This is a genomic window from Vibrio sp. 970 (genome assembly GCF_033339075.1).
This window is the reverse complement of record NZ_JAWOTW010000005.1, coordinates 249615-275413: the sequence shown is the minus strand read 5'-3', so window position 1 is coordinate 275413 and position 25799 is coordinate 249615. Positions and strand designations below refer to the sequence as shown.

At 46.8% G+C, this 25799-nt stretch carries 25 protein-coding genes; 14 read left to right on the top strand and 11 right to left on the bottom strand.

Annotation, left to right across the window (positions count from 1 at the left end; genetic code table 11):
- The first annotated feature begins 28 nt into the window (after positions 1–28).
- Genes gspH through R7Q11_RS10110 form a run of 7 tightly spaced genes read left to right on the top strand, consistent with a single transcriptional unit; the run spans position 29 to position 5104 of the window.
- The gene (gene gspH, locus R7Q11_RS10140; RefSeq protein WP_044129564.1) at positions 29–628 is read left to right on the top strand and encodes a type II secretion system minor pseudopilin GspH; all 600 of its coding nucleotides are present in this window, start codon (positions 29–31) and stop codon (positions 626–628) included.
- The gene (gene gspI, locus R7Q11_RS10135) at positions 615–1004 is read left to right on the top strand and encodes a type II secretion system minor pseudopilin GspI (protein WP_225466415.1); all 390 of its coding nucleotides are present in this window, start codon (positions 615–617) and stop codon (positions 1002–1004) included. Before gspH ends, gspI begins: the two co-directional genes overlap by 14 nt.
- Positions 991–1668 (top strand): type II secretion system minor pseudopilin GspJ, encoded by a 678-nt coding sequence (gene gspJ / locus R7Q11_RS10130; RefSeq protein WP_225466414.1) that lies wholly within the window; start codon positions 991–993, stop codon positions 1666–1668. The genes gspI and gspJ overlap by 14 nt, the downstream gene beginning before the upstream one ends.
- The gene (gene gspK, locus R7Q11_RS10125) at positions 1661–2671 is read left to right on the top strand and encodes a type II secretion system minor pseudopilin GspK (RefSeq protein WP_005379302.1); all 1011 of its coding nucleotides are present in this window, start codon (positions 1661–1663) and stop codon (positions 2669–2671) included. Before gspJ ends, gspK begins: the two co-directional genes overlap by 8 nt.
- Positions 2640–3842 (top strand): type II secretion system protein GspL, encoded by a 1203-nt coding sequence (gene gspL / locus R7Q11_RS10120; protein WP_025768306.1) that lies wholly within the window; start codon positions 2640–2642, stop codon positions 3840–3842. Before gspK ends, gspL begins: the two co-directional genes overlap by 32 nt.
- A gap of 7 nt (positions 3843–3849) precedes the next feature.
- Positions 3850–4341, top strand: coding sequence for a type II secretion system protein M (locus R7Q11_RS10115; protein ID WP_005383002.1), 492 nt, complete (start codon positions 3850–3852; stop codon positions 4339–4341).
- Position 4342: 1 nt separating this feature from the next.
- Positions 4343–5104 (top strand): type II secretion system protein N, encoded by a 762-nt coding sequence (locus R7Q11_RS10110; RefSeq protein WP_017635007.1) that lies wholly within the window; start codon positions 4343–4345, stop codon positions 5102–5104.
- 302 nt (positions 5105–5406) lie between these two features.
- Here the strand turns inward: R7Q11_RS10110 and cysQ are convergent, their stop codons facing one another.
- From cysQ to R7Q11_RS10090, 4 genes are all read right to left on the bottom strand, one after another.
- The gene (gene cysQ, locus R7Q11_RS10105) at positions 5407–6234 is read right to left on the bottom strand and encodes a 3'(2'),5'-bisphosphate nucleotidase CysQ (RefSeq protein ID WP_152812959.1); all 828 of its coding nucleotides are present in this window, start codon (positions 6232–6234) and stop codon (positions 5407–5409) included.
- A gap of 44 nt (positions 6235–6278) precedes the next feature.
- Positions 6279–6848: an ADP compounds hydrolase NudE gene (gene nudE, locus R7Q11_RS10100; protein WP_042522602.1), complete on the bottom strand. Its 570-nt coding sequence runs from the start codon at positions 6846–6848 to the stop codon at positions 6279–6281.
- A gap of 176 nt (positions 6849–7024) precedes the next feature.
- On the bottom strand, positions 7025–7609 hold the full coding sequence (nfuA, locus tag R7Q11_RS10095; RefSeq protein WP_005379313.1) for a Fe-S biogenesis protein NfuA: 585 nt from the start codon (positions 7607–7609) through the stop codon (positions 7025–7027).
- A gap of 97 nt (positions 7610–7706) precedes the next feature.
- A complete protein-coding gene (locus R7Q11_RS10090) occupies positions 7707–8432 on the bottom strand; it encodes an amidophosphoribosyltransferase (protein ID WP_033905914.1) in 726 nt (241 codons plus the stop codon).
- Positions 8433–8516: 84 nt separating this feature from the next.
- Between R7Q11_RS10090 and bioH the strand changes: the two genes are divergently transcribed.
- The gene (gene bioH / locus R7Q11_RS10085; RefSeq protein ID WP_047103874.1) at positions 8517–9284 is read left to right on the top strand and encodes a pimeloyl-ACP methyl ester esterase BioH; all 768 of its coding nucleotides are present in this window, start codon (positions 8517–8519) and stop codon (positions 9282–9284) included.
- 124 nt (positions 9285–9408) lie between these two features.
- Entirely contained in the window at positions 9409–9873 is a 465-nt protein-coding gene (locus tag R7Q11_RS10080; protein ID WP_213915145.1) for an ATP-dependent Lon protease, read from the top strand.
- A gap of 104 nt (positions 9874–9977) precedes the next feature.
- Here R7Q11_RS10080 and R7Q11_RS10075 read toward each other — a convergent pair whose 3' ends face one another.
- Positions 9978–12299 (bottom strand): Tex family protein, encoded by a 2322-nt coding sequence (locus R7Q11_RS10075; protein WP_005379317.1) that lies wholly within the window; start codon positions 12297–12299, stop codon positions 9978–9980.
- A gap of 229 nt (positions 12300–12528) precedes the next feature.
- Between R7Q11_RS10075 and R7Q11_RS10070 the strand changes: the two genes are divergently transcribed.
- The 5 genes from R7Q11_RS10070 (at position 12529) to envZ (ending at position 17763) form a co-directional block, all read left to right on the top strand.
- The gene (locus tag R7Q11_RS10070) at positions 12529–14409 is read left to right on the top strand and encodes an ATP-dependent zinc protease (protein WP_171344447.1); all 1881 of its coding nucleotides are present in this window, start codon (positions 12529–12531) and stop codon (positions 14407–14409) included.
- A 117-nt stretch (positions 14410–14526) separates the two neighbouring features.
- Positions 14527–15018, top strand: coding sequence for a transcription elongation factor GreB (greB, locus tag R7Q11_RS10065; RefSeq protein ID WP_005379321.1), 492 nt, complete (start codon positions 14527–14529; stop codon positions 15016–15018).
- Positions 15019–15123: 105 nt separating this feature from the next.
- Positions 15124–15519 carry a DUF1090 domain-containing protein gene (locus tag R7Q11_RS10060; RefSeq protein WP_171343037.1) on the top strand — a complete coding sequence of 132 codons (396 nt, stop codon included), beginning with the start codon at positions 15124–15126 and terminating at the stop codon, positions 15517–15519.
- A gap of 129 nt (positions 15520–15648) precedes the next feature.
- On the top strand, positions 15649–16368 hold the full coding sequence (ompR, locus tag R7Q11_RS10055) for a two-component system response regulator OmpR (protein WP_005379333.1): 720 nt from the start codon (positions 15649–15651) through the stop codon (positions 16366–16368).
- Between the two features lie 102 nt (positions 16369–16470).
- The gene (gene envZ / locus R7Q11_RS10050) at positions 16471–17763 is read left to right on the top strand and encodes a two-component system sensor histidine kinase EnvZ (RefSeq protein WP_225466413.1); all 1293 of its coding nucleotides are present in this window, start codon (positions 16471–16473) and stop codon (positions 17761–17763) included.
- Between the two features lie 72 nt (positions 17764–17835).
- Here envZ and R7Q11_RS10045 read toward each other — a convergent pair whose 3' ends face one another.
- The 6 genes from R7Q11_RS10045 to gmk all read right to left on the bottom strand — a co-directional run bounded on the left by R7Q11_RS10045 (position 17836) and on the right by gmk (position 25765).
- Positions 17836–19224, bottom strand: a complete 1389-nt coding sequence (locus R7Q11_RS10045) for a uracil-xanthine permease family protein (RefSeq protein WP_005379335.1) — start codon at positions 19222–19224, stop codon at positions 17836–17838.
- A gap of 232 nt (positions 19225–19456) precedes the next feature.
- Positions 19457–21538 (bottom strand): ATP-dependent DNA helicase RecG, encoded by a 2082-nt coding sequence (gene recG, locus R7Q11_RS10040; protein ID WP_169644338.1) that lies wholly within the window; start codon positions 21536–21538, stop codon positions 19457–19459.
- 253 nt (positions 21539–21791) lie between these two features.
- A complete protein-coding gene (gene trmH / locus R7Q11_RS10035) occupies positions 21792–22475 on the bottom strand; it encodes a tRNA (guanosine(18)-2'-O)-methyltransferase TrmH (RefSeq protein WP_017820702.1) in 684 nt (227 codons plus the stop codon).
- 52 nt (positions 22476–22527) lie between these two features.
- Entirely contained in the window at positions 22528–24648 is a 2121-nt protein-coding gene (gene spoT / locus R7Q11_RS10030) for a bifunctional GTP diphosphokinase/guanosine-3',5'-bis pyrophosphate 3'-pyrophosphohydrolase (RefSeq protein WP_005379340.1), read from the bottom strand.
- A 39-nt stretch (positions 24649–24687) separates the two neighbouring features.
- Positions 24688–24960 carry a DNA-directed RNA polymerase subunit omega gene (gene rpoZ, locus R7Q11_RS10025; RefSeq protein WP_005379346.1) on the bottom strand — a complete coding sequence of 91 codons (273 nt, stop codon included), beginning with the start codon at positions 24958–24960 and terminating at the stop codon, positions 24688–24690.
- Between the two features lie 181 nt (positions 24961–25141).
- Positions 25142–25765: a guanylate kinase gene (gmk, locus tag R7Q11_RS10020; RefSeq protein WP_005379347.1), complete on the bottom strand. Its 624-nt coding sequence runs from the start codon at positions 25763–25765 to the stop codon at positions 25142–25144.
- Between the last annotated feature and the right edge of the window lie 34 nt (positions 25766–25799).

Genomic DNA, 25799 nt, shown 5'->3' with positions numbered 1-25799 from the left:
TGAGCCTAAGCCAGCACTAATGAAACAAATGCGAAAACATAACGGTTTTACATTGATAGAAATTCTATTGGTGCTGGTTTTGCTATCTCTTACGGCTGTGGCCGTGATCTCGACGTTACCGACTAGCCAAAAAGATCTTTCCAAACAGTATGCTCAAAGCTTTTTTCAGCGTTTACAGCTGCTCAATGAAGAAGCTGTGCTGAGCGGTAAAGATTTTGGCGTTCGAGTGGATGATGCCAAATCGACCTACGCTCTACTGAGTTTAACCTCAGAAGGTTGGCAGCCTCTGAAATTAAAGCAGATTCCGAGCAAAACCAAGCTAGAAGAAGATGTTACGCTACAACTCGAGCTCGGAGGTGGTGCTTGGGATAATGATGAGCGCTTATTCAAACCAGGTTCTCTTTTTGATGAAGACATGTTCGCAGAAGAAGAGGACGAAAAGAAAATTGAGCCACCGCAAGTGTTTATCTTTTCCAGCGCCGAAGTCACGCCATTTACCCTGTCTTTTTTTCCGCAAAATGGTGATGCCTTTAATGACGGTTGGCGAGTCATTGGCAAAGAAAGTGGACAAATTTTGTTATTAGCTCCGGGCGAAGAAGTGAAAGAGGATGAGAATGCGCAATTTTAAGCAAGCTCGCCCAAATTTGAGTCATCGCCGGACGAGAGGCATGACCTTACTGGAAGTATTGGTCGCACTGGCAATTTTCGCCACCGCTGCCATCAGTGTTATTCGCTCCGTGAGCCAGCATATTAATACAATCAGTTATTTAGAAGAAAAAATGTTTGCAGCCATGGTTGTGGATAATCAGATGGCAAATGTGATGTTGAATACCGGAGAATTCAAAGCGAAAAACGGCACAGAAGAGCTGGCAGGACGCACTTGGTTCTGGAAAGTCACGCCAGTCGCCACGACGCAGCCATTGCTGAAAGCATTTGATGTGAGCGTCTCGGTAGAGAAAAGCGCGAGCCCTGTAGTAACGGTACGAAGCTATGTGGCGCAATAATCATTTCCGCGCAAATACGCGCCAAAGGGTAAAAGGTTTTACACTTATTGAAGTGTTGGTATCGATTGCCATCTTTGCCAGTTTAAGTGTCGCTGCGTACCAAGTGGTATCGCAAGTACAGCGTAGCAATGCGCTATCACAAGAACGAACCCAACGCTTAAACGAAATTCAGCGTGCCATGGTGATGATGGATAACGATTTTCGTCAAATGGCGATGCGTCAAACACGTACTAATGGTGAAGAGCCTGCTAGCCGGCTAATTTTTTGGTCCGATTACCTGTTGGACTCCGATACTAAAGGGCTGATGTTTGCCCGTTTAGGTTGGCACAACCCTCAGCAGCAGTTCCCTCGTGGAGAAGTAACCAAGGTTGGCTATCGCTTAAAAGAAGAAACACTGCAGCGAGTATGGTGGCGCTATCCTGATACGCCGGTTGGGCAACAAGGTACTGTTACTCCATTGCTAACGCAGGTCGAGTCATTTGATATGCGTTTCTATGATGGTAAGCAATGGAAAAAAGAGTGGGCTGAAGAAAAAGCGCTGCCGAAAGCGGTTTCTGTTGTTCTCACTCTCAAAGACTATGGAGAAATTGCCCGCACTTATCTCACTCCTGATGGCACATTGAGTCAGAAAGATGAAAGTTCAGGAGACAGCAATAATGGTTAACCGTCAACGCGGTGTTGCTTTGATTATAGTGTTGATGTTGCTGGCGATTATGGCGACGGTTGCTGCCAGTATGTCGGAACGTTTGTTCTTGCAGTTTCAGCGAGGCGCTAATCAAATCAATTACCAGCAAGCGTACTGGTACAGCCTTGGCGTCGAGGCGCTAGCAAAAGTGGGTATCGAACAAAGTTATAAAGACACCGACACGATTAATATGAGTCAACCGTGGGCGATAAAAGAGCAAGTCTATCCGTTAGATTATGGTCAAGCGGCGGGACGAATTAGAGACAAGCAAGCGTGCTTTAATCTAAATGTATTGAGCCGTGTGCAACCAACGGGTCAGCAAATTACAAGACCATATTTAGTGAATGTATTGCAGCGCCTATTAGAAGAGTTGGATGTCGAGCCATATCAAGCAGAAATCATTGCAGACTCTACTTGGGAATACATTGATGCTGATGACTCTGTCCGTTCGACTACTGGGGTTGAAGACAGCACATATGAAGCGATGAAACCTTCCTATTTGGCATCAAATGGTTGGATGGCAGATGCTTCCGAGTTACGGGCTGTCTATCAGGTGAGCGGTGAAATTTTCCAAAAATTGGAGCCGCTGGTCTGTGCATTACCAAGTGATGACTGGCGTTTAAACGTGAATACGATTGATGTTGAGCAAGCTCCGATTTTGGTGGCAATGTTCTCACCAAACTTAAGCAGTAGTGATGCGATTCAGCTAATTGAAAAACGCCCATTTGATGGGTGGGATAGCATTGATGAATTTTTAGCAGAGTCAGAAATGGCTGGCTTAAGTGAAGATGTAAAGAAAAACGCCAAAGGCTATTTGGGTGTGGATAGCGCCTTTTTTGAATTGGATGCACAAGTGTTGGTGGATGAATCACGTGTACGTATCCGAAGCCTTTTGCAAAGTACAAATAGAGAAACGGTGACCGTAGTTCGCCGTCGTTTTGGAGGGATCAGTGAGCGAGTTTCTGACCGTTCGGCTGAGTAGCGAACAACAAAGTACCATTCCTTGGGTGGTGTGGTCGACAGATCAACAGGAAGTGATTGCTAGCGGTGAAATCGCCGGGTGGGAACACTTAGATGAATTGGTCTCATATGCTGGTCAGCGCCAAGTTGTGGCGCTGTTGGCGAGTAATGATGTGGTCCTGACGCAAGTGGATATACCACCTGGTGCAACACGCCAATTCGAGGCGATGTTACCGTACTTAGTGGAAGACGAAGTTGCTCAGGACGTTGATGGCCTGCACTTTAGCGTGTTGGGTAAACAAGCGGATAAAGCGCAGATTTGCGCAGTTGAACGTGCTTGGATTCAGACTGTACTGCAACGTTTCTCAAGCCAAGGTATCGCCATTAAACGCATTTTACCCGATGTGCTTGCGTTACCGGTTCGTGGAGATCACAGCAGTGCTGCAATGATTGGCGAGCAATGGCTAATTCGTCACTCTGCGACAGAGGGCGCGGTTGTCGACGCTTCTTGGTTAGACCTTTACCTCTCTTCTTATCTACAAAATCATGAAGGTTGGAAGCTCGATTGCTATAGCTCGGTCCCGGAATCTGCGTTACCTGAAATATGGGAGCCGCAACCAGAAGAAATGACGATGGCTTTACTGGCGAAGGGGGTGACAGAAAGCAAAGTCAATTTGCTGACTGGGATCTTCAAGCCGAAATCTTCTTGGGGTAAATACTGGAAGCTCTGGCAAAAAGCCACCATTGCTGCGGGGGTGCTTATTGTCGTCATGGTTGCGCAGCAGTTGCTCGTGGTCCACAAGTACGAAGCACAAGCTCAAGCGTATCGTGAGGAGAGTGAGCGTATTTTCCGCCAGGTGTTCCCAAATAAACGACGCATTCCTACCGTTAGTTACCTCAAACGACAAATGGATGATGAAGAGCGCCGCTTATCTGGTGGAAGTGGTCAGCAGGCAATGTTGTCATGGTTGGCGGCATTACCCGCGACGCTTGGTCAGGTCAGCGACTTGGAGATCACTAGCTTTAAATACGACGGACAACGTGGCGAAGTACGTATTCAGGCTCGTAGTTCAGACTTCCAACCTTTTGAGCAGGCTCGTGTGAAATTGGCAGAGAAGTTTAATGTTGAGCAAGGTCAGTTGAACCGTAGCGATAACGTTGTGGTTGGCAGCTTTGTTTTGAAGCGTTTGTGAGGTGATGATGAAAAATTTAATTTCTCAAGCTCAGGTTTGGTGGAGCAGCATCTCGCAGCGTGAGCAGCGTTTGGTCATGGGATGTGGCGCTATTGCCGTTATCGGTATTATTTATTGGGGTTTATTACAACCAATGAGTCAACGTGCGGAGCTAGCTCAGTCACGTATTCAAAGTGAAAAGCAGTTGCTAGCTTGGGTACAAGATAAAGCGGATGGCATCACTGCACTGCGAAAAAGCAGCGGTGTGAGCTACTCTAGTCAACCGTTGAATCAGTTGGTTTCTTCTTCAGCTCGTCGTTATAAAGTTGAGTTGATTCGCGTACAACCTCGTAATGAGAGCGTTCAAGTGTGGATCAAACCACTCGCGTTTAATCAACTAGTGGATTGGTTACGTTACTTGAAAGAGCAACAGGGTATTGAAGTCGAATTTTTAGATATCGACCGAACAGAGCAAGCGGGCATGATCGATGTAAACCGCCTTCAGTTTAAGCGAGGTTAAGGTGAAGCGAGCAGTACTTTACGTTGTTATCTTTATCGTCTTTTTTTCAGTCAGTCTTTTAATGGGATTACCAGTCTCTTGGGTGTTACAACAAGCACCAACAGTGAGAGGCCTTGACATTCAAGGAGCCAACGGTTCGGTATGGCAAGGTCAAGCTGCTAGTATTCGTTGGCAGCGCCAGAACCTTGGAGAAGTTAATTGGGATTTCCAATGGTCGAGTCTACTGACAGGTAAAGCTGAGTTTGCTGTGCGCTTTGGTCGTGGTAGTGAAATGGACGTTCGTGGGCGCGGTTTTGTCGGTTATAGCTTAAGTGATGGCCCTTATGCCAAAAACTTAGTTGCCTCGATTCCGGCGGTAAAAGTTGTTGAGCAAGCGCGCCTCCCTGTGCCTGTTGGTGTTGATGGGCAACTTGAGCTGAATATTCGTCATGCGACTTATGCTGCGCCTTGGTGTAAGAACGGTGAAGGCACTTTAGTATGGAATGCCAGTGGTATTCAAAGCCCCGTTGGCAGCTTAGATCTCGGTCCTGTGATTGCCGATATAAACTGTCAGGATAGTGTATTGACGGCAACTGGTGAGCAGAGCAGCAAACAAGTCTCTGCGGCGTTTTCCGCTGAACTGATGCCTAATCAACGGTACTCAACCAAAGCGTGGTTCAAACCTGGTGCAGAGTTCCCATCCAGCATGGGGGAGCAACTGAAATGGTTGGGTAAGCCGAATGCTCAAGGTCAATATGAGTTTAATTACCAAGGGCGCTTCTAACCTATCGTGACAAAATCCAATATCTTAAAAGAGCTGCTATTGTGCAGCTCTTTTTGCTTTTGGATCATCGTAAGCTAAAACCTCTATTCGCTGTACATTCGATCTTGATTGGGAATGAGTGAAAGTTTAAAGCCATGATTTTTAATCGATTTGTTTCTTTTGTTCAGCTTTGCAAGTAATTGGAACATAGCAGGCCAGATACTCTAAGTGCTGTACAGAAGGTCAAAAAGAAAAGGCCACGAAGATATTCGTGGCCTTTCTATTGCTAGAATTTTGTGCTCTAAATTTTACCGATAGGGCGCTTAATCTTTGCGTTGTAAAATCTCATTCCAAGGTAAATCCGCATCACCAAGAACAATAAAATTCGGGTTTTCTAGTGTTTCCCGCTCGTTATATGACAGCGGTTCTAATTGCGTGCTGAGAATACGTCCGCCAGCTTCTTCAACAATGCATTGTGTCGCAGCGGTGTCCCACTCACCTGTTGGACCTAGTCGGAGATAGCAATCTACCGCCCCTTCCGCGACGAGGCATGCTTTCAATGCCGCAGAACCGAGCGGTATTAAGTCGTAATTCCAGGCGCTGCTCATACGGTTAGTAATACGATTGATGTCTTGGCGACGACTAATAGCAATTGCGATGCTTTGCTCTGGCTGTTCGTGTTTGTGTGTATGGATTTTGACGCTGTCCGACATGTCGGGAATTTTCCAGGCGCCTTTGCCATTATAAGCGTAGTAAGTCACGCCAGATACAGGACCGTAAACGACGCCCATGGTTGGTCGATTGTTGTCGACCAACGCAATAATAGTGGCAAAGTCACCACTGCGAGCGATGAATTCTTGAGTACCATCAAGAGGGTCGACTAACCAATAACGTTCCCACTGAGCGCGTTGCTCTAAGCTTATGTCTGCGTCTTCTTCTGACAACACGGGAATGTCAGGCGTCAGATCACTCAAGCGTTCAGTGATGAACTTGTGAGCTGCAATATCTGCACTTGTTACGGGAGTTTCGTCACTTTTGATGTAGGCCTCGTATTGCTTCTTTTCATATATTTCGAGGATCATTTGCCCAGCACTGCGGGCAATCTCGATGACTTGAGGAAGTAGGTGAGATAGATCTTTTGTCATTGGCATAAGTGATAGTCCTTACTCACAGTGTTATTCGGTTCTAATGACCGTTATTGGTTATGCTTGTGAGTGGTGTTTGGTAAGTGTTTCAGTGCCAACATTAGCGCTGTGATGCTTCGTGCTTCACAGAAATCCATGTGAGTTAATAACTCTTCGGCTTGCGCAAGTGGCCAACGCACAATTTCCAGTGGTTCAGGCTCATCGCCTTCTTGCTTCTCTGGATAAAGCGCCTGTCCTAAAAATAGAGTCATTTTGCTCGAAAAGTAAGATGGCGCGAGGATAACTTGTTTCAACGGGGTTAACTGATTGCAGCCAAAGCCGATTTCTTCTTTTAACTCACGATCTGCAGCTTGGTGTGGTGTTTCTCCTGGGTCAATCAGCCCTTTTGGGAAACCTAGCTCGTAACGTTCAGTTCCAGCGGCGTATTCACGCACCAGTAATAAATCGCCATGTTCTGTTACAGGAACCACCATTACAGCATCTCGTCCACTTGGCTTCATACGCTCATAAGTACGATGCTCACCATTGGAAAAACGAAGGTCGAGCGCTTCCACAGCAAACAGTTTGGATTTTGCAACCGTCTGGCATGAGAGTATCTCTGGTGGGGTTCGTTTCGGCATGACGCTGGCTCCTTGGTGTCGTTGGCGTTTACGAGATGCGTAAGATTCTTAATATATGAGAACTCCGCCTGAGTTTCTAGCGGATTTTACGAGTCGAGCTAAGCATCTCAGCATCACCTCAGTATCGATACAAAAATGGGAGACCGAAGCCTCCCATTTTCTGACAGTGTTTACTCTTAGTAGTAAGAGTGATCACCACGGTCATGTTCTGTTGCATCACGAACAGCGGTTAGTTCACCAATGAACTGGTTTAGCAGTTCTTTCTCGATGCCTTCTTTTAGTGTTACGTCAACCATAGAACAGCCATTACAACCGCCACCAAATGCAACAATCGCAACACCGTCTTCAGTGATCTCAACCAAGTTTACGTGACCACCGTGGCCAGCAAGCTGTGGGTTCACTTGAGTTTGGATAACGTACTCAACGCGCTCAACCAGTGGTGCGTCGTCCGCAACTTTACGCATTTTAGCGTTAGGTGCTTTTAGCGTTAGCTGAGAGCCCATTTTATCGGTAACAAAATCGATTTCAGCGTCTTCAAGGAATGGCAGGCTTAGCTCATCCACGTAAGCTGAAAAACCGCTGTAAGAGAGTTCAGTGTCGGTCGATTCTACTGCTTCTGGTGGACAGTAAGACACGCCACACTCAGCGTTTTGTGTACCTGGGTTCACAACGAAAATACGAATGTTAGTGCCTTCAGGTTGTTGACCTAAAAGGTTAGCGAAATGCGTTTGCGCAGTTTCTGTAATAGTAATATTTGACACGACGAATACCCGAGTAAATTTGTAGGTTACTGCTGCTATTCTACTCTTGTTGACGTATGGGTCTAGTCTTTTTGATGCTAAGGCATGGCGAAGCGATCTAGAGAGAACGAGGAGCAGGTGTTCTGCAGATGCAGTAAATATCGATGCTTTCTACGCCAACTTCAAGTAGTAAATGACATAATTGTCGGACGGTACTGCCTGTGGTGACTACATCATCGACGATGGCAACATGGGAAGAGTGAGGGCGCTTATTGAGAATAAACGCGCCTTTTAAGTTTTGTTCACGGCTTGTTTTGGTATTACCACGCTGTGATTGGGCGAGCCTTACTCGACGAAAGACCTTCGCATCAAAATTAGTCTGCAATTGCTTGGCGAGGTGTCGGGCTAAAACATCACTTTGATTAAAACCCCGGCGCAGGTAACGCTGCCAGTGCAATGGCACACTGGTAATGATTGGAGCTGGCGTGGTGATGCGCTGTGCCAGTTGCTCGGTTAATGCTTTTACATGCCAAGACTCTCCGTGATCTTTAAAGCGTTGTACTTCCCGTGAAAGGGGAAAGTCGTAATCGCCTAACGTGTATAGCCTTTGCCATGGCGGTGGCTTTGAAAGACATTCACCACAAATACTATCCGTACTCATTTCTTCTTTCTGTAATGATAAACCGCAGCGTTGACATCGTTTTACCGGAGTTAGGTATTTTAAACAGTGCTCGCACCAGCGCAGAGTATTTGTGTGGCTTGGTGTTTGAATAGGGAACCGACACAGGCCGCATTGACTGCTCAATACGCGATGCATGATGTTTTGCCAGTGATGAGATAACATAGCGTTTATTCATGGTGATATTTTACTCAGCCTAACGCTTGGCTGAAGCCGTAGGGAATAAAATAAGTGGGAGAGATTGAGAGCATGAGCACGAAATTACACTGGCAGTCATTTGGTCAGGGACCAGATTTGGTGTTACTTCATGGTTGGGGCATGAATGGTGCGGTATGGCAGCAGACAGTCGAGTCTCTTCAACCTTATTTCCGAGTTCATGTGGTTGACCTTCCGGGGTACGGACATAGCGCCGAATCTCATGCTGAAGATTTAGACCATATTGCTAACTTGGTGGTGCAAGGTGCGCCAGAGAAAGCGATTTGGCTTGGTTGGTCCCTCGGAGGTTTAGTGGCGACGCATGTGGCATTAAATATGCCCGAGCGCGTGGCTAAGTTGATTACGGTTGCCAGCTCACCTAAATTTGCCGCAGAAAAACCGTGGCGTGGCATTCAACCGGATGTACTGAGTGCGTTCACCTCTCAGTTGCTAGAAGATTTCTCACTGACCATTGAGCGCTTTATGGCGTTGCAAGCGATGGGCAGCCCATCAGCGCGTAAAGACGTTAAACAGCTCAAGCAAGCGGTACTATCGCGCCCTCAGCCAAACCCTGAATCGCTGTTGGTTGGGCTAAACATCCTTGCTGATGTGGATCTGCGCGATGCGTTGACGTCTCTTTCTGTTCCAATGTTGCGTCTTTATGGCCGTTTAGATGGGTTGGTGCCAATTAAAGTAGCTAACGATTTAAGTGAACAGTTGCCTCATACCCAGCAGTTTGTTTTTAATCAGTCCTCTCATGCGCCTTTTATCACCGAACATGACGAATTTTGTGTTCAAATCCGAGAGTTTGCTCACGATTGAGCAAGTACGAGCGGAAATACCTCAAGTTGTTTAAAAAGTGGTCGATATAAAGGCTGGTGAGGTTTTATTAGCCAATAAAGCTAAGCCATATTGACGAGTTGGGCGACTCTGAGGAGGGTTCGCAATGATTGTGTCACCGACCAACGTAAGTGTGCCACTGATCGCCCCATCCGTGAATGTGCAGACGGAACAAGCAGCTCGCGACAATAAAGTCCGAGAGCCTGTAACGCCAACGGTCGCATTGGCCAAAACCAATGCAGAGCGAAAAGTAAAAGGTGATGACAAGCGCCGACGTCAGTCTTCTTGGGATCCTTCAGAGCATCCTGATTATGATATGGAAACGGAAGTCGACACGCGTTATCAAGAAGAGCCGGAAGATACACTAGAACGGCTTTTTAGTTTGCTTGCGCTCAAATCGTATAGTGAAGAGCAGGGGAAAGGCTACGCGATCCGCTTTCGCTTACCAAAGCGCATTTTGGATGCTGCGATCAATGAAGGATTAATGGAAAAGCGCAGGAAGGTGATCAAGTTTCATTATGGTCATGCAGTCGCTCCCCATACCCCGTCAGAAGTGATAGCAGTATTATGACGACTCAATATCCTACTCAAACAAAAACGCTCCAAGCAGGTTGACTGATTGGAGCGTTTTCTTTTTAGTTATGAAAGCTCGTTAGCGGTGAAGCCTAGGTAAGATTACTTTTTCGCTTTAGCAAACGCTGCAGCAAATGCACCGCCCATTGCGCTGTTCGATGACGAATCATCACGGCGAGGCTGACGACGCTGCGGTTGGTCATTACGACGCGGCGCTGCTGATGAGCGTTGGCTACGGTTGTCTTGACCCGGTTCGTCGTTCATACGCATCGATAGACCAATACGTTTACGCTGCACGTCAACTTCCATCACTTTCACTTTGACGATGTCGCCCGCTTTCACCACTTCACGTGGGTCAGACACATAACGATCTGTCAGTGCAGAGATGTGTACGAGACCATCTTGGTGAACGCCAATATCAACGAAGGCACCGAAGTTGGCTACGTTTGATACCACACCTTCTAGAATCATGCCCGGTTCCAAGTCAGATACCGAGTTTACACCTTCTGCAAACGTCGCCGTTTTGAATTCTGGACGTGGGTCACGACCCGGCTTATCCAGCTCTTTGATGATGTCTGTAATGGTTGGAACGCCAAAGTTATCGTCGGTGTAATCGACCGCATGCAGACCTTTAAGGAAGCTTGAATCACCAATCAGTGCTTTGATATCTTTGTTGTTCTTCTCAGAAATCGCTTTGACTACTGGGTACGCTTCTGGGTGAACCGCAGACGCATCAAGTGGGTTCTTACCATCCATAATACGCAGGAAGCCCGCACACTGCTCGAATGCCTTAGGACCCAAGCGAGGTACTTTTTTCAAGGTTGTACGAGCTTCGAAACGACCGTTTTCATCGCGGAAGTCGACAATGTTTTGCGCGATAGTGCTCGACAAGCCTGCTACGCGTGTTAATAGTGCGGCAGAAGCGGTGTTCACATCAACACCAACCGCGTTTACACAGTCTTCCACAATCGCATCTAGGCGTTTTGCTAACATAGATTGGCTTACATCGTGCTGGTATTGACCCACACCAATAGATTTCGGATCAATTTTCACGAGTTCAGCCAATGGATCTTGCAAACGACGTGCAATCGACACTGCACCACGCAGTGATACGTCCATATTCGGGAACTCTTTTGCTGCAAGCTCAGACGCTGAGTAAACCGAAGCCCCCGCTTCACTTACGATGATCTTCTGAACTTTCAGGTTGCCACGTTTGATGACGTCTGCGACAAAGCTGTCGGTTTCACGTGAAGCCGTACCGTTACCAATCGCAATCAAATCCACGTTGTACTTACGCACCAACTGCTCAACGATTTGTGCTGACTTGTCGTATTGTTTTTGTGGTGGGTGAGGGTAGATGGTTTCGGTTGCAAGCACTTTACCTGTTGAGTCGACAACCGCGATTTTTGAACCTGTACGCAGACCCGGATCTAGACCAAGTGTTGCACGAGGGCCAGCCGGTGCTGCCATCAACAAGTCTTTTAGGTTAGTGGCGAATACTTCAATCGCTTCGATTTCAGCGCGCTCTTTCATTGCGCCCATTAGCTCGGTTTCCATGTGCATCGATACTTTGATGCGCCATGCCCAGCTGATCACTTGCTTACGCCAGGTATCCGCCGGTGCGCTGCTTAGCGTCACGCCATAATGGTCGGCGATAATCGTTTCGCAGTAAGACTGACGAGCACCTTCTTCCTGTTCTGGATCGGCATTCATTGCCAATGTCAGGAAGCCTTCGTTACGGCCGCGTAGCATCGCCAGTGCGCGGTGCGATGGCACTTTGCTTAGGGGCTCGTTGTGGTTGAAGTAATCTTTAAACTTCTCGCCTTCTTGCTCTTTGCCTTCAACGACTCGTGAAACCAGTTCCGCATTGCGATTTAAGTGGTTGCGAATTTTTTCCAGTAAGTTTGCGTCTTCTGCGATGCGCTCCATGATGATCGCGCGAGCGCCATCCAATGCAGCTTTGGTGTCTGCGATGCCTTTGTCTGCATCAAGGTATTTGCTTGCTTCGCTTTCTGGCTCGGTTTGTGGATGATTCCAAAGCTGATCTGCGAGTGGTTCAAGACCAGCTTCAATCGCGATCTGACCTTTCGTACGACGCTTGGGTTTGTAAGGTAGGTATAAGTCTTCAAGACGAGTTTTGCTGTCTGCCTGCGCGATCTCTTGTTCTAGCTCTGGCGTCAGTTTGCCTTGCTCTTGGATTGATTTGAGGATGGTTTGACGGCGATCATCCATTTCACGAAGGTAAGACAGACGGCTGTCCAAAGTACGAAGCTGGGTATCATCAAGGCCCCCCGTCACCTCTTTGCGGTAACGTGCAATAAAAGGGACAGTGTTGCCATCATCAATTAGGGTGACAGCGGCGTTGACTTGCTCTGGGCGAACATTCAGTTCTTGAGCAATCATGCGACAGATAGCTTGGCTCATCCGTGTTTTCTCTTTTAATTCAGTTTTGGTTGTATAGAACATTGGGGTCGTTCGAAGAATTTGCAATGTTTTAAATTAACGAGGCAAAAATTTACCGGGCGCTGGTGGACATCAGTCATATTTATGTCAAAACTGTAATTAAATTGAGAACTTATATCCGCAGTTATCGACTAACCTAATTCCACGGTTGTTGATATCACTAAATGTACCTCGGCTTATACGGATAATCATGATGAAAAAAATGTCTTTGGCGTTAGCGCTTACGAGTGCCTTACTTGCCGCCCCGCTTAGTTGGGCGCAGTCTATCTCAGGAACCACACAAGCTCCCGTTTATCAGCTCGATAACAAATTGGTACTAGGGCGTGTGGAGAGCGTCTACTACAGTGACATTCCGGAACTAAAAGCGGTGCCATTTATTGGCAAGATTGATACTGGTGCAGATACGACATCGATGCATGCGGAGAATATCCATGTCAGTAGCTCACACCCAGATTACCAAGATTTGAAAGATAACGAGTTACTTTGGGCGATTGTCGATGACTTAGGTGGTACGAAGGCAAAGTGGGACGCCGACAGCTTTAAGCCATATCAAGTAAAGGTTAGCTTTACGGTTCCTCACCCTTATACAGGGAAGGAAATACAGATTACCGATGATCTGGAAAGAGTGAGCGCGATTCGCAGTCGGACAAGCAAAAAGCCCATCCTACGCCCGACAATAAAAATGCCGATGACAATCGCTGGTCACACCGTTGAGACGGAAGTGAACCTGACCAAGCGTACGCAATTCTCTTCTCCTATCTTGATTGGTAAAACCTATCTCGATGATAACGCATGGGTCTTCGCTGGTTACGATTACCTTCAAGAACAGCCAAGCGCAAAAATGATTGGCAAAAAAGAGACGGTTGAAGTCGAAGGTGTGCCATATAAGATCAGCATCTCAACTTCTAGCCGTTATACCAACGTCCATGCACTGGACATCAAGGTAGACAAAAAGCATAACGAAGTCTCTTTTATGTTAGAGGGCGAGAATGGCAAGCGTCATCCAATGACATTACCCTTGGTACGAATGCTGAAAACGACCAAAAGCGAGCGCCCTTTAGTCTATTTACCCGTCAAAGTCGGCGAAAATGAAACTCAACGTTGGTTGGTGTATCTGCGTGATCGCAGTAAGTTCAGTTCGCAAATTCGCTTAGGTCGGGACGTCGCGAGTCAGCACTTTGTTATTGATACGGACAGAGAAAATCTACTGGGTGGCGTAGAAAAAACGTTCAAAAGCGCGCTCAAATCAAAACCTCTTGTCGTTTCACCAGAAGAACAGGTCACCATTGATGGTTATACCGTCCCTGCTTACCCCACTTTTACTGTGAAAACGCCATTACTGCGTGTAAATGGGTTTGAAGTAACAGAAAAAGGTAAGGATGAATCCGTCACGTTTTATTTAATGAACGATGAGGGGAAAGAAGAAAAAATCACCAAACCAGTGTTGAAAAAGCTCAAGGTTGGCAGCGCGGTTCGCCCTGTTGTCGAAGGAGACTTTCTTCTCGGTAGAAAAGACACATCAATGAAGTTTGCGCTCGATGTGCTTGATGAGGGTGACACTCAACCCTTTTTCGTCTTTGGTCATGACATAGCCAAGGGTGGTGTGTTGCTGAACACTCGCGCAGATCATCTACTAGATGCAAGGCCACTTTTCAAAGCTGGCCATATCGAAGTGGCGGAAGTTGAGGGGATGTCTTTCCCTGTGAAGTTAGACACGGGTGCAGATGTAAGCTCAATCAATGCTAAGAACATCAAGCAGTTTAAGAAAGACGGCAAAGACATGGTGAGCTTTACCTATGAGAACGATCTTGGCATGAAACAGGCGTTTACTAAGCCTGTTGTTGATGTCATGCGTATTAAAGCGAAGAAAGGCGAGAAAGCGAACGTACGCCCTGTGGTTGAAATGCATGTTAAGCTTGGCGAATTAGAGAAGAAGATCCGAGTCAACTTACAGGACCGAGGTCGCTTCCATTACAGCATGATTTTAGGTAAAAACTTCCTAAAACATGGCGCGGTTGTTTCGAGTGATACGAATTACATCGTGACGCAAAAACCGGATTACGAAAAGTAACACTCTGGCCGCCTTATCACCTTGATACCCAAAGCCTGAAAAACATTGGATCTTTGGATATATCATCTCCTTAATGCTGCCAAAGAGCAGCATTTTTTAGTTGAGATAGGAGTTAATTTGAAAACTAAGCTGATTACACGAGAAGGTTACAACAAACTCAAACAAGAGCATGATTACCTTTGGAATGAAAAGCGCCCGGAAATCACCAAGATCGTCACTTGGGCTGCGAGCCTGGGCGATCGCTCAGAAAATGCGGATTACACCTTCAATAAACGTTTACTCCGTCAGATCGACCGTCGTGTCCGCTTCCTTCGTAAATTCCTGCCAGAAGTCACGATCGTTGACTATTCTCCGCAACAAGAAGGCAAAGTCTTTTTTGGTGCATGGGTGGAAATAGAAAATGAGGCAGGAGAAGTGAAAAAGTTTCGTATTGTCGGGCCTGAAGAGATTTATGGCGATGCGAAAGACTACATCTCTATCGATTCACCTATGGCGCGAGCGATGTTGAAAAAACAAGTGGATGAAGAGTTCACGGTACGCACCCCAGAAGGTGAAAAAGAGTGGTTCATCAACTCAATTGAATACACTCAACCGGCCTCGGAAGACTGAGGCTTTATCACCGATTCAAGACTCATGAAGTTCACTAGAAGTGACTTGGGTCTCAACGTCAGAATATTTGGTATAAAGGCATAGTGCCTTTCTCGGAGAAGTAAAATGAACAAAGCAGTCATGTGTAGTGCTGCACTAACAATAGGATTCTCACTTTCAGTTTTTGCTCAAGATGAAGTGAAAGGCTGTGACGCTAAAGAGTTAGCGGTAGAGCAGCAGCTTGAGTATGCAAAAGCGCAAGGTAATGAGCATCGCATTAAAGGCTTGGAGCAAGCACTTTCCGCTATCCAGAATGAATGCTCGGAAGGTGAGCTGCGCCAAGAGCTGCAAGCAGAAGTGGAAGAAAAGATTAAAGAAGTTGAGGAGCGAGAGGAAGAATTAGTCGAAGCTCAGCATTCAGGTAAAGCAGACAAAATTGAGAAAAAACGTCACAAGTTGGCGGAGGCACAGCAAGAGCTGCTTGAGGCCAAACGTGAACTGGAATGGAATTATGGTCAATAGTAGGTGCTGAAAATACCTGCTAGAGAGAGAATAAAGCGCTTAAGATAAAAAGAGTAACAATTTGCTTGAGCACGTTAGGAAAAACAGTGATACATTTTCGACAATAGACGCTTCTGAAAGGATGTTTCAATGCAAGAAAATCATAAAATTTTAGTGGTTGATGACGATGCTCGTTTACGTGCTCTATTGGAGCGTTACCTTTCTGAGCAAGGTTTTCAGGTACGAAGTGTCGCCAATGGCGAACAGATGGATCGCCTACTAACGCGCGAAAACTTTCACTTAATGGTGCTGGACCTAATGTTGCCAGGTGAAGACGGTTTGTCAATTTGTCGTCGTCTACGCCACGCGAACAATATGTTGCCAATCTTAATGCTCACCGCGAAAGGTGATGAAGTGGACCGCATCGTAGGTCTTGAGGTAGGGGCGGATGATTATTTGCCAAAACCGTTTAACCCACGCGAATTGTTGGCTCGCATCAAGGCCGTATTACGCCGCCAAACTGTAGAGTTGCCGGGTGCACCAAGCACGGAAGAAAAAGTGGTGGAGTTCGGGGAATTCCGACTCAATCTAGGCACTCGCGAGATGTTCCGCGGTGATGAGGCAATGCCACTCACCTCTGGAGAGTTTGCTGTTCTCAAGGCGCTCGTGATGAATGCACGTGAGCCAATGTCACGAGATAAATTGATGAACATGGCGCGTGGCCGTGAATATTCTGCAATGGAACGCTCTATTGACGTACAAATCTCACGCTTACGTCGCATGTTAGAAGACGATCCGAGCAAGCCGCGCTACATTCAAACCGTGTGGGGCCTAGGTTATGTTTTCGTCCCAGACGGCAAAGAGGTGTAATCTCTTCACTCCATAGCCAGCACTTGGCTATAGCAACTTCAGCCTTCATTACCTTCCCTTTGAAGGCTGAAATTTCGCGATTAGGACCACTAGGAACGTTCCATGCGCATCCGAAGTTCACTGACACAATCTATTCTGCTGTTCATCTCTTTGCTTCTCGCGAGCCAAGTTTTCTCTTACTACGCCGTTTTTAACTACGCGTTGATGCCGAGTTTGCAGCAGTTCAATAAAATTCTCGCCCATGAGCTCAATTTGGTGCTTGATGATGAAGGACCTTTAAAGTCTGATGCACCGTTAAGGCGTCAATTATTAGAAAGATTAGGGGTGACGGTTCACAGCCTTGACAGCGATAAGGCGATTGAATTTCATCACGCAATGTCGATTGATTTGATGTCTGAAGAAATGAGCCAAGAGCTGGGTTCGCCCACAGAAGTGCGCTTATTGCTTGGCGATGAAAGTTACATTTTGTGGATGCACATCGAAAAGTTGCCGAACTCCATCATTCGTATTCCGTTATCTGAGCTGCAAGAAGAAGATTTTGCCCCGCTGTTTCGTAACAGCTTGATTATGGCGCTGCTGATCATTGCAGGTGGTTGGTTGTTTATTCGTTTGCAAAACCGTCCACTTTTGGCTTTAGAGAGAGCCGCGAAAGACGTCGGTCGAGGTGAGATCCCGCCCCCCTTAGCAGAGAAAGGCGCATCGGAGATTCGCTCTGTAACTCGAGCCTTTAATCAAATGTCGAAAGGTATTCAAGAGCTAGAAGAAGACCGAGCCTTATTAATGGCAGGGATTAGCCATGACTTACGAACACCTCTGACGCGTATTCGCCTAGCGACAGAAATGATGTCTCCTGAGGACAGCTATCTTGCGGAGGGGATCATTAGCGATACGGAAGAATGTAATGAGATCATCAGTCAGTTTATGGATTACCTCAAACCGGTGAACCAAGAATCGTTTGAAGCGGTTGATATCAGTACGATTGCCAGTGACGTCGCCAGTTCTGAAGGTGGTTATGAGGTTGAAATTGAAACAGATCTTAATCTTAACTTGCCGCCAGCCAAAGGAAGTGCGATTGCGATTAAGCGGGCGATCAGTAACTTAGTTGTGAATGCGCTACGTTATGGCAATGGCTGGGTCAAAATCAGCACTGGTGTGACAGCAGATAAGCAGCTAGTGTGGATTTCAGTAGAGGACAACGGACCGGGTATCGAGCATTCTCAAATCGCGAGGTTATTTGAACCCTTTACGCGTGGTGACACCGCTCGCGGTAGTGAAGGCACTGGGCTAGGGTTGGCGATTGTGAAGCGTATAATCAGCCAGCATTCAGGCTCTGTGGTGATACGTAATCGCAGTGAAGGCGGTTTAATCGCTCAAATCAGTTTTCCTACCAAGTAAGTCGATGGCCTGCACCCTTTAAAACAAAAAGCCCAACCTAATTAGGTTGGGCTTTTCTTATTCTCAATAATCTTAAGACTCTTTCACTTCCTGAGGAAGTTCATCTTCGTCTTCCAGTTTCTCTGGCAGAAGTAGATTTAAAATGATCGCTGTGATGCCACCTGCTGCAACACCAGTTGAGAAAATACTCTTAATAAATTCTGGCATAAATTGCAGGATCTCTGGTTTTTGTGCGATACCAAGTCCCATTGAGAAGGATAAGGCCATGATCAGAATTGCGCGGCGATCGAGCTCAACACGAGAGATAATACGCACACCAGCGGCAGCAATCGTACCAAACATGACAATCGTTGCGCCGCCAAGTACTGGCTCAGGAATCAGCTGAACAAAGCTAGCGACACCTGGGAACAAGCCAAGAATCACTAACATGCCAGAAATAAAGTAACCCACGTAGCGGCTCGCGACTCCTGTTAGCATGATGATGCCGTTATTCTGGCTAAACGTTGAGTTCGGGAAGCTGTTGAAAACGGCTGCGATTGCGGAGTTTAAGCCGTCTGCTAACACACCGCCCTTAATGCGTTTCATGTACACTGGGCCTTTTACTGGCTCACCAGACACTTCAGATGTTGCGGTAATATCACCGATGGCCTCTAGTGCGGTAATAAAGAAAATCAGTACCAGCGGAATGAACAGAGACCAGTCAAACGATAAGCCATATTGCATTGGTACGGGCAGTGCTACGATCTCAGTTGCGCCTAGCTGAGAAGTATCTACCATCCCCATAAAATACGCCATGATGTAACCCACTAGCATCGCAATCACGATTGAAGCCACACGGATGTATGGGTTTTTCGAGCGGTTTAAAATCACAATTAATCCAAGTACCGTCCCAGCCAGAGCAAGTTTGTCTAAGCTGCCGAAGGTTCCTTCATTTAATGCTGCGTAGCCACCGCCCATTGATACTAAGCCGACTTGAATCAGTGTGAGACCGATAAGAGTGACGACGATGCCTGAAACGAGCGGAGTGATGATTCGGCGGGCATGCTCCAATACGCGAGATAGGAAAATTTCTGCAAATGATGCGACTAAAATCGTACCAAAAATGGCAGCCATCATGGTGCTGATGTCTGCTCCACCGGCTTTCAGCGATAGGCCTGCACCAATAATAGGACCTAAAAAGTTAAAGCTGGTGCCTTGAACAGAGAGCAAACCAGAGCCAATTGGGCCAACGGTGCGAATTTGAATAAACGAAGACACGCCTGACGCAAATAAAGACATGCTGATGATGGTGTTCGTTTGGTCTGCAGGTACACCCAAAGACTGACAGATGATCAGTGACGGAGTGATAACCGCGACGAACATCGCCAATAAGTGCTGAAGTGCGGCAAAAATGGTTTGAGGCAAAGGTGGTCGATCGTTGAGTTGATAGACCAGTTCCGAAGATCGGTTTGAAGTTGTCATTGTTTGTCTCGCTAGTCGCAATATTTCCCTAGTTCTCGCTGAATGGGAGAGCAGGGTGGAGTTGACGTCGTTACCTGTGATTGCTGTTAATCAGAGTCAACTCAGGTTGGTGGAGTGTGATCTAACACACTTAAAAATTTGTGCGCGATTATAGAGAGATTTACTCAAAAAGCAAACGTTTGCTTTGTTTTTGGCGTATTAAAAAACGAGCCATTTGGCTCGCTTTCAATCATTACGCTTTGGAGTAAATATCCCGCTCACCCAACCAGCGATCGATAATTGCTGTTGCGTTAGTCGGGTAATTGTCATGAATATGACGCGCAATACGCTGAACTTCGGGAATCAGGCGTTGATCTCGAACTAAGTCTGCGATTTTGAAATCAGCAAGACCTGTCTGCTTTGTACCCAATAGTTCTCCAGGGCCACGAATTTCTAGGTCTTTCTGCGCAATGACGAAGCCATCGTTACTTTCACGTAGTACTCCGAGACGTTTTTGCGCGGTTTTTGACAGCGGAGAGTGGTACAGCAGCACACAATGGCTAGCAACGGAACCTCGGCCCACGCGACCTCTTAACTGGTGTAATTGTGCCAAACCAAGACGTTCAGGGTTTTCTATGATCATCAAGCTAGAGTTTGGCACATCCACACCAACTTCAATCACTGTCGTTGCGACCAGCAAATGCAGTTTATTGTCTTTGAAATCTTGCATCACCGCTTGTTTCTCTGCCGGCTTCATTCGTCCGTGTACTAGACCAATTTTTACGTCCGGTAGCTTACGTTGAAGCTCTTCTGCGGTATCTGCCGCGGCTTGCGCTTCTAATACTTCCGACTCATCAATCAGGGTACACACCCAATATGCCTGCTTGCCTTCGTTTAAGCAGGCATTTCGGACACGTTCGACGATATCATTGCGTTTGGTGTCTGGAATCGCGACAGTCTGGATTGGTGTTCGACCTGGCGGTAACTCGTCAATCACGGAAGTTTCCAGATCGGCGTAAGCGGTCATGGCTAAGGTGCGAGGAATAGGCGTCGCCGTCATGATCAACTGATGTGGATAGGCGCCTTGTTTTGCACCTTTTTCACGCAATTCTAATCGCTGATGGACACCGAAGCGGTGCTGTTCATCAATGATGACCAAAGCAAGGTGATGAAATTCAACGTGCTCTTGGAATAGCGCGTGAGTACCCACTACCATTTGCGCTTCACCACTGGCAATACGAGCCAGCTCGGCTTCCTTTGCCTTACCTTTGAGTTTGCCCGCTAACCAACCGACTTGAATGCCCATGGTTTCAAACCAGTTTGCGAAGTTGATAGCGTGTTGCTCGGCCAATAGTTCGGTTGGCGCCATGAGTGCCACCTGATGGCCATGCTCAATGGCTCTAACAGCGGCCAAAGCGGCAACCAACGTTTTCCCCGAACCAACATCGCCTTGCACTAATCGCATCATTGGGTGCGGTTTTTCTAGATCGGCTTCAATCTCTTGTACTACTCGGGTTTGAGCGTTTGTAGGAGAGAAAGGCAGTTGGGCTAAAAGCTGCGTTTTTAGTTTATTACAAGGACCGAGAGGTAGCGCTGAATCCTTCTGACCTTTGCTACGCACCGCTAGCATCGATAAGTTTTGTGCGAGCAATTCTTCCATGATCAAGCGGATTTGGGCAGGATGTTTGCCTTCGTCAAACTCATCTAAATTAATGGTTGGTGGTGGACGATGAATGGTGTGCAGCGCTTGCGACATCGTGATTTGATGGTCATACAACCCCGCTGGAAGTAATTCCTGCACTGCGGTTTTATCAAGCAGGGCTAAAGCTTGTTCGGTAAGGTTGCGTAATGTGATTTGGCGTAAACCATCGGTGGTGGGATAAACAGGGGTTAAGCTCTGTTCTACATCGGGCTTTTGCTCGCTGACGTAAAACTTGTAGTCAGGGTGAACAATTTCCAAGCCCACGCCACCGCGCTTAATTTCACCGTAAGCATGTACTAACTTACCTTGCGTGAAATTGTTCTTCATGGCTGCGGTAAAGTTGAAAAAGCGCAGCGTGATAGTGCCATTACCGTCGCTGATTTTTACCGTTAGCATTTTGCGCTTACCGAAGATAGTGTCGACTGCCATGACCTTACCTTGCACGGCTGCCCAAAGGCCAGCATGCAGTTTGGCAATAGGGTAAATACGAGTACGATCTTCGTAGCGTAACGGAAGGTGAAACAGCAAATCTTGAACGCTATGTAAGCCAACTTTGGCGAGTTTTTCTGCGACTTTCGCGCCAACTCCAGAAAGGGAGGTTAATGGGACGGCAGATAACATTTGGGCGGACATAGAGGGCTCAAGAAAATGGTTAACATAGCAGTATGTTAACCATGGAGCTGTGTTTTTGTACAGGAAAAAATAGTCATGCTTTAGTTCGTGTCATGATTTGACTGATAACCTATCATTCCGAGGAGCTTTAGCGACATCACGATTCTATTTCCAACAAGTATGTCGCTGAAGTTAACACTATCAGCATCTGTATATTTGAGAATTAGATCCTGAACCACGCTCCTTCGCCGCCGTTCAGGATGACGAAAGTCTGTTACTTGCTTTGCATCTCTTGCCACCACGCGTCATCGGCGATGATTTGACCTTCTTCATCGAGTGGTGGGTAAACGAGCCCTTTTCGTTTCGCGACCTTTGCCAGCACAGGGTGACCACGTTCAAAGAGAATACGGTTGATTGTCTCTTTAGGCAGAGCGCTTTCTTCTCGGTCGTACATGCCTGCGGCTTCACGTTGACGTTGCGCTTCATACAAAATTACGGCACTGGCAACCGATACGTTTAGTGACTGCACCATGCCCACCATCGGGATAATAATGTCTTGATCGGCAAGCTGTTTGGCTTGCTCCGAAGCGCCAACCTTTTCGCTGCCTAAAATGATTGCCGTTGGTTTGGTGTAGTCGATTTCGCGAAAATCGACGGCGGTGTCCGAAAGATTGGTCACCAAAACCTGCATACCTTGCGCTTTGAGTTCGGTAATCGCAGTTTCAATCGAATCGTGAGTATCCACTTCAACCCAGTTACGCGCGCCTGCTGAGGTATGGCTCAGCGTACGCATTTTGTCTGGCCAAATTGCGTGAACTTTGTGTAAGCCTGTCGCGTCAGCGGTGCGGATCACAGCAGAGACGTTGTTTGGCTTATGTACTTCTTCGAGACAAAGTGTCAGATCAGTTTGGCGAGTTTTTAGGACTTGGTGAATACGGTTGTAACGTTCTAGGTTCATATTTATTGAGGTATAAAAAATCGCCACCTAACAGAGTAGGTGGCGATAGAGGTTAGTTCTTTCTGCGTCTGACTCGGGTTGCTTGAGGCATTGCCTTAATCTTACGCATGATACCAGCAAGGTGGACACGATCTTTCGTCGTCAACAGCACAGTCACAGTGTATAGACGACCATCACGTTCTTCCGTTGAAAGGCCATGAATGTTTGATCCTGTTTTCGAGATCACGTTGGTCAGTTCTGCAAGAGCACCTTGGTTGTTAAGCATGTCGACTTTAAGTTCAGCAATGAACTCTTTATCGTAGTCTTCAGACCAAGCGACAGCCATATAACGGTCTGGCTCTTTCTGATAACCACGAACGTTCGGACATGTTTCTCGGTGAACAACCAAACCACGACCAGGCGATACGTGAGCAATAATGTGATCATCTGGGATAGGATGACAACAATTTGCAAACGTCAGCAATAAGCCTTCTGCGCCACGAATCGGAAGCTTCTTCTTCGAGTCCGTTGGGATTGAACTTGTTGTCGTGAGCTCTTCGGTGTCACCAAGGAGACGACGTGCGATCACAATGCTCATCAACTCACCCAATCCAATAGCAGCCAATAAATCATCGATGCTTTCTAGGCGAAGATCATTCAAGACTTCTTGGATATTTTCTGGATAAATTGAATCAATCGAGTGACGGCCAAGTGCGTGATTAAGTAGGCGACGACCTAAAGTAATCGACTCTTCACGACGCATCGTTTTCAGTACTTGTCGAATCTTAGTGCGGGCACGAGAAGTCACGACATAGTTCAGCCATGCCGCATTCGGACGCGCACCAGGGGCACTGATAATTTCCACTGTCTGACCGTTTTTCAATGCCTTACTCAATGGGTAAGGGTTACGATCAACACGAGCACCAACACAAGAGTTGCCTACATCGGTATGTACGGCATAGGCAAAGTCGACAGCCGTTGCGCCTAAAGGTAGTTCAACGATACGACCTTTTGGTGTGAAGACGTAAATCTCATCTGGGAAAAGATCGGATTTTACGTTTTCAATGAATTCGAATGAGTTACCCGCGCTTTGTTGTAGCTCTAACAGGCTTTGCATCCAACGCTGAGCTTTCACTTGCGCAGTGGTACCAGACTTGTCGCCTTTGTCTTTGTAAGACCAGTGTGCCGCGACACCTTTGTCCGCCATTTGATCCATATCTTCAGTGCGGATCTGAACTTCAACAGGTACGCCGTGTGGGCCAACCATGGAAGTGTGTAGCGATTGATAGCCGTTCGCCTTTGGTACCGCGATGTAATCTTTCATGCGACCAGGACGTGGCTTATACAAGCTGTGTACTTGGCCTAAAACGCGATAACAAGTATCAGCGGTATCAACAACGACTCGGAACGCATAGATATCCATGATGGTGTGAAAGCGCTGTTCTTTGGTTTTCATCTTGTTGTAGATAGAGAACAGGTTTTTCTCACGACCAACGACGCGAGCATTCAAGCCAAAATCTTGCAGACGGCCTTCTATTTCGCTGTGAATGCGTTGGATCATCTCTTTACGATTACCACGTGCGGCTTTAACCACTTCTTTCAGTACGCGGTAGCGGTTGGGATATAGCGCCTCAAAGCCCAACTCTTCGAGTTCGGTTTTGATATTGTGAATACCAAGACGATGAGCGAGGGGCGCGTAAATTTCTAACGTTTCACGAGCAATACGACGCTTTTTATCTGGTCGAAGCGCGCCAAGCGTACGCATGTTATGTGTGCGGTCAGCCAGTTTGATCAGAATGACGCGGATATCTTGCACCATGGCCAGAACCATCTTACGAAAGTTCTCAGCCTGAGCCTCTTTCCTATCGCGGAATTTGAGTTTGTCCAGTTTAGATACACCATCAACCAATTCTGCGACAGTGTTGCCGAATTTCTCTTCGAGATCTTCTTTAGTTACATCACAGTCTTCAATGACGTCATGCAGCAAAGCAGCTTGGAGGGTTTCGATATCAAGGCGCATTTCGGCCAAGATACGAGCCACTGCGACAGGGTGGATGATGTATGGTTCACCGCTAGAGCGGGTTTGCCCTTCATGGGCATCTCTCGCTACCACATAAGATTGACGCAGAGCCTCAATCTGAGGCTCTGTTAGGTATTCTTGGGCAACGTCTTTGAGGCTATCGAATAGATACAAATTATAGGCCCGGGAGGTTGTTGAATTCTAAAGTCAGAATTAACGGTTGTGAGCGATGCTGCTTACTGCCGCTAGCTCTGCCGCTTCTTGCTCTTGCTGTTCTTGACGTTCACGAGCGTCTAGAACTTCTTTAGTAATTAAACCTTCTTCGATTTCGCGTAGAGCGATAACCGTTGGCTTATCGTTCTCTTCTGGCACTAGTGCATCTTTACCGCCAGTTTGCATTTGACGAGCGCGGCGAGCCGCAATCAGTACTAGGTCGAAACGGTTGCCAACTTTTTCAACAGCGTCTTGAACAGTTACGCGTGCCATGAGGACTCCAAATAGTTAACTAAAATTTTAGAATGACGAGAAAGTATACAACCTAACTACTTTATTTACTAGCAATTAGACAAGCCACTGTTTGTGGACTTTCTCAGGTAGTTTATTGTGTTTTTAGCACTGGGCAAAAAACGGGAAATTCTTTATGTTTTACAGCGTGACTTTTTTGAAGTTACTCTGCTAACAACGCGTCAAGCATACCTTTATATTTAGCAGCTTGCTTTTCTTCCTTCAATCTTTCAGCACGCAAGATAGCTTTAAAATCCATCAAAGCGGTATCAAAATCGTCGTTTACGATCACGTAGTCGTACTCGTTGTAATGAGAGATTTCCGACTTGGCTTCAGCCATACGCTTTGCGATCACTTCATCGCTATCTTGACCACGAGTGTTCAAGCGACGCTCTAACTCACCGTTTGATGGTGGCAGGATGAAGATGCTTTTGGCTTCTGGCATTTGTTCACGGATTTGGCGTGCGCCTTGCCAGTCGATATCTAGAAAAACGTCGATACCTTTATTTAGTGTTTCTTCAATCCATACACGAGATGTGCCGTAATAATTACCAAACACTTCTGCGTATTCTAGGAAGTCACCTTTAGCGATCAGGGCTTCAAACTCATCTTTCGCTACAAAATGGTAGTGGACACCATTTTCTTCACCAGGTCGCATGTTGCGCGTGGTGTGAGACACAGACACTTTCATTGCGTAGGTTGGGTTGCGTTCCAACATCGCTGAGATCAAGCTAGATTTACCTGCGCCGCTAGGTGCAGATACGATATAGAGAGTACCTTTGCCCATTGTACTGTTCCACTTTTGATTGGATTGATTGAGT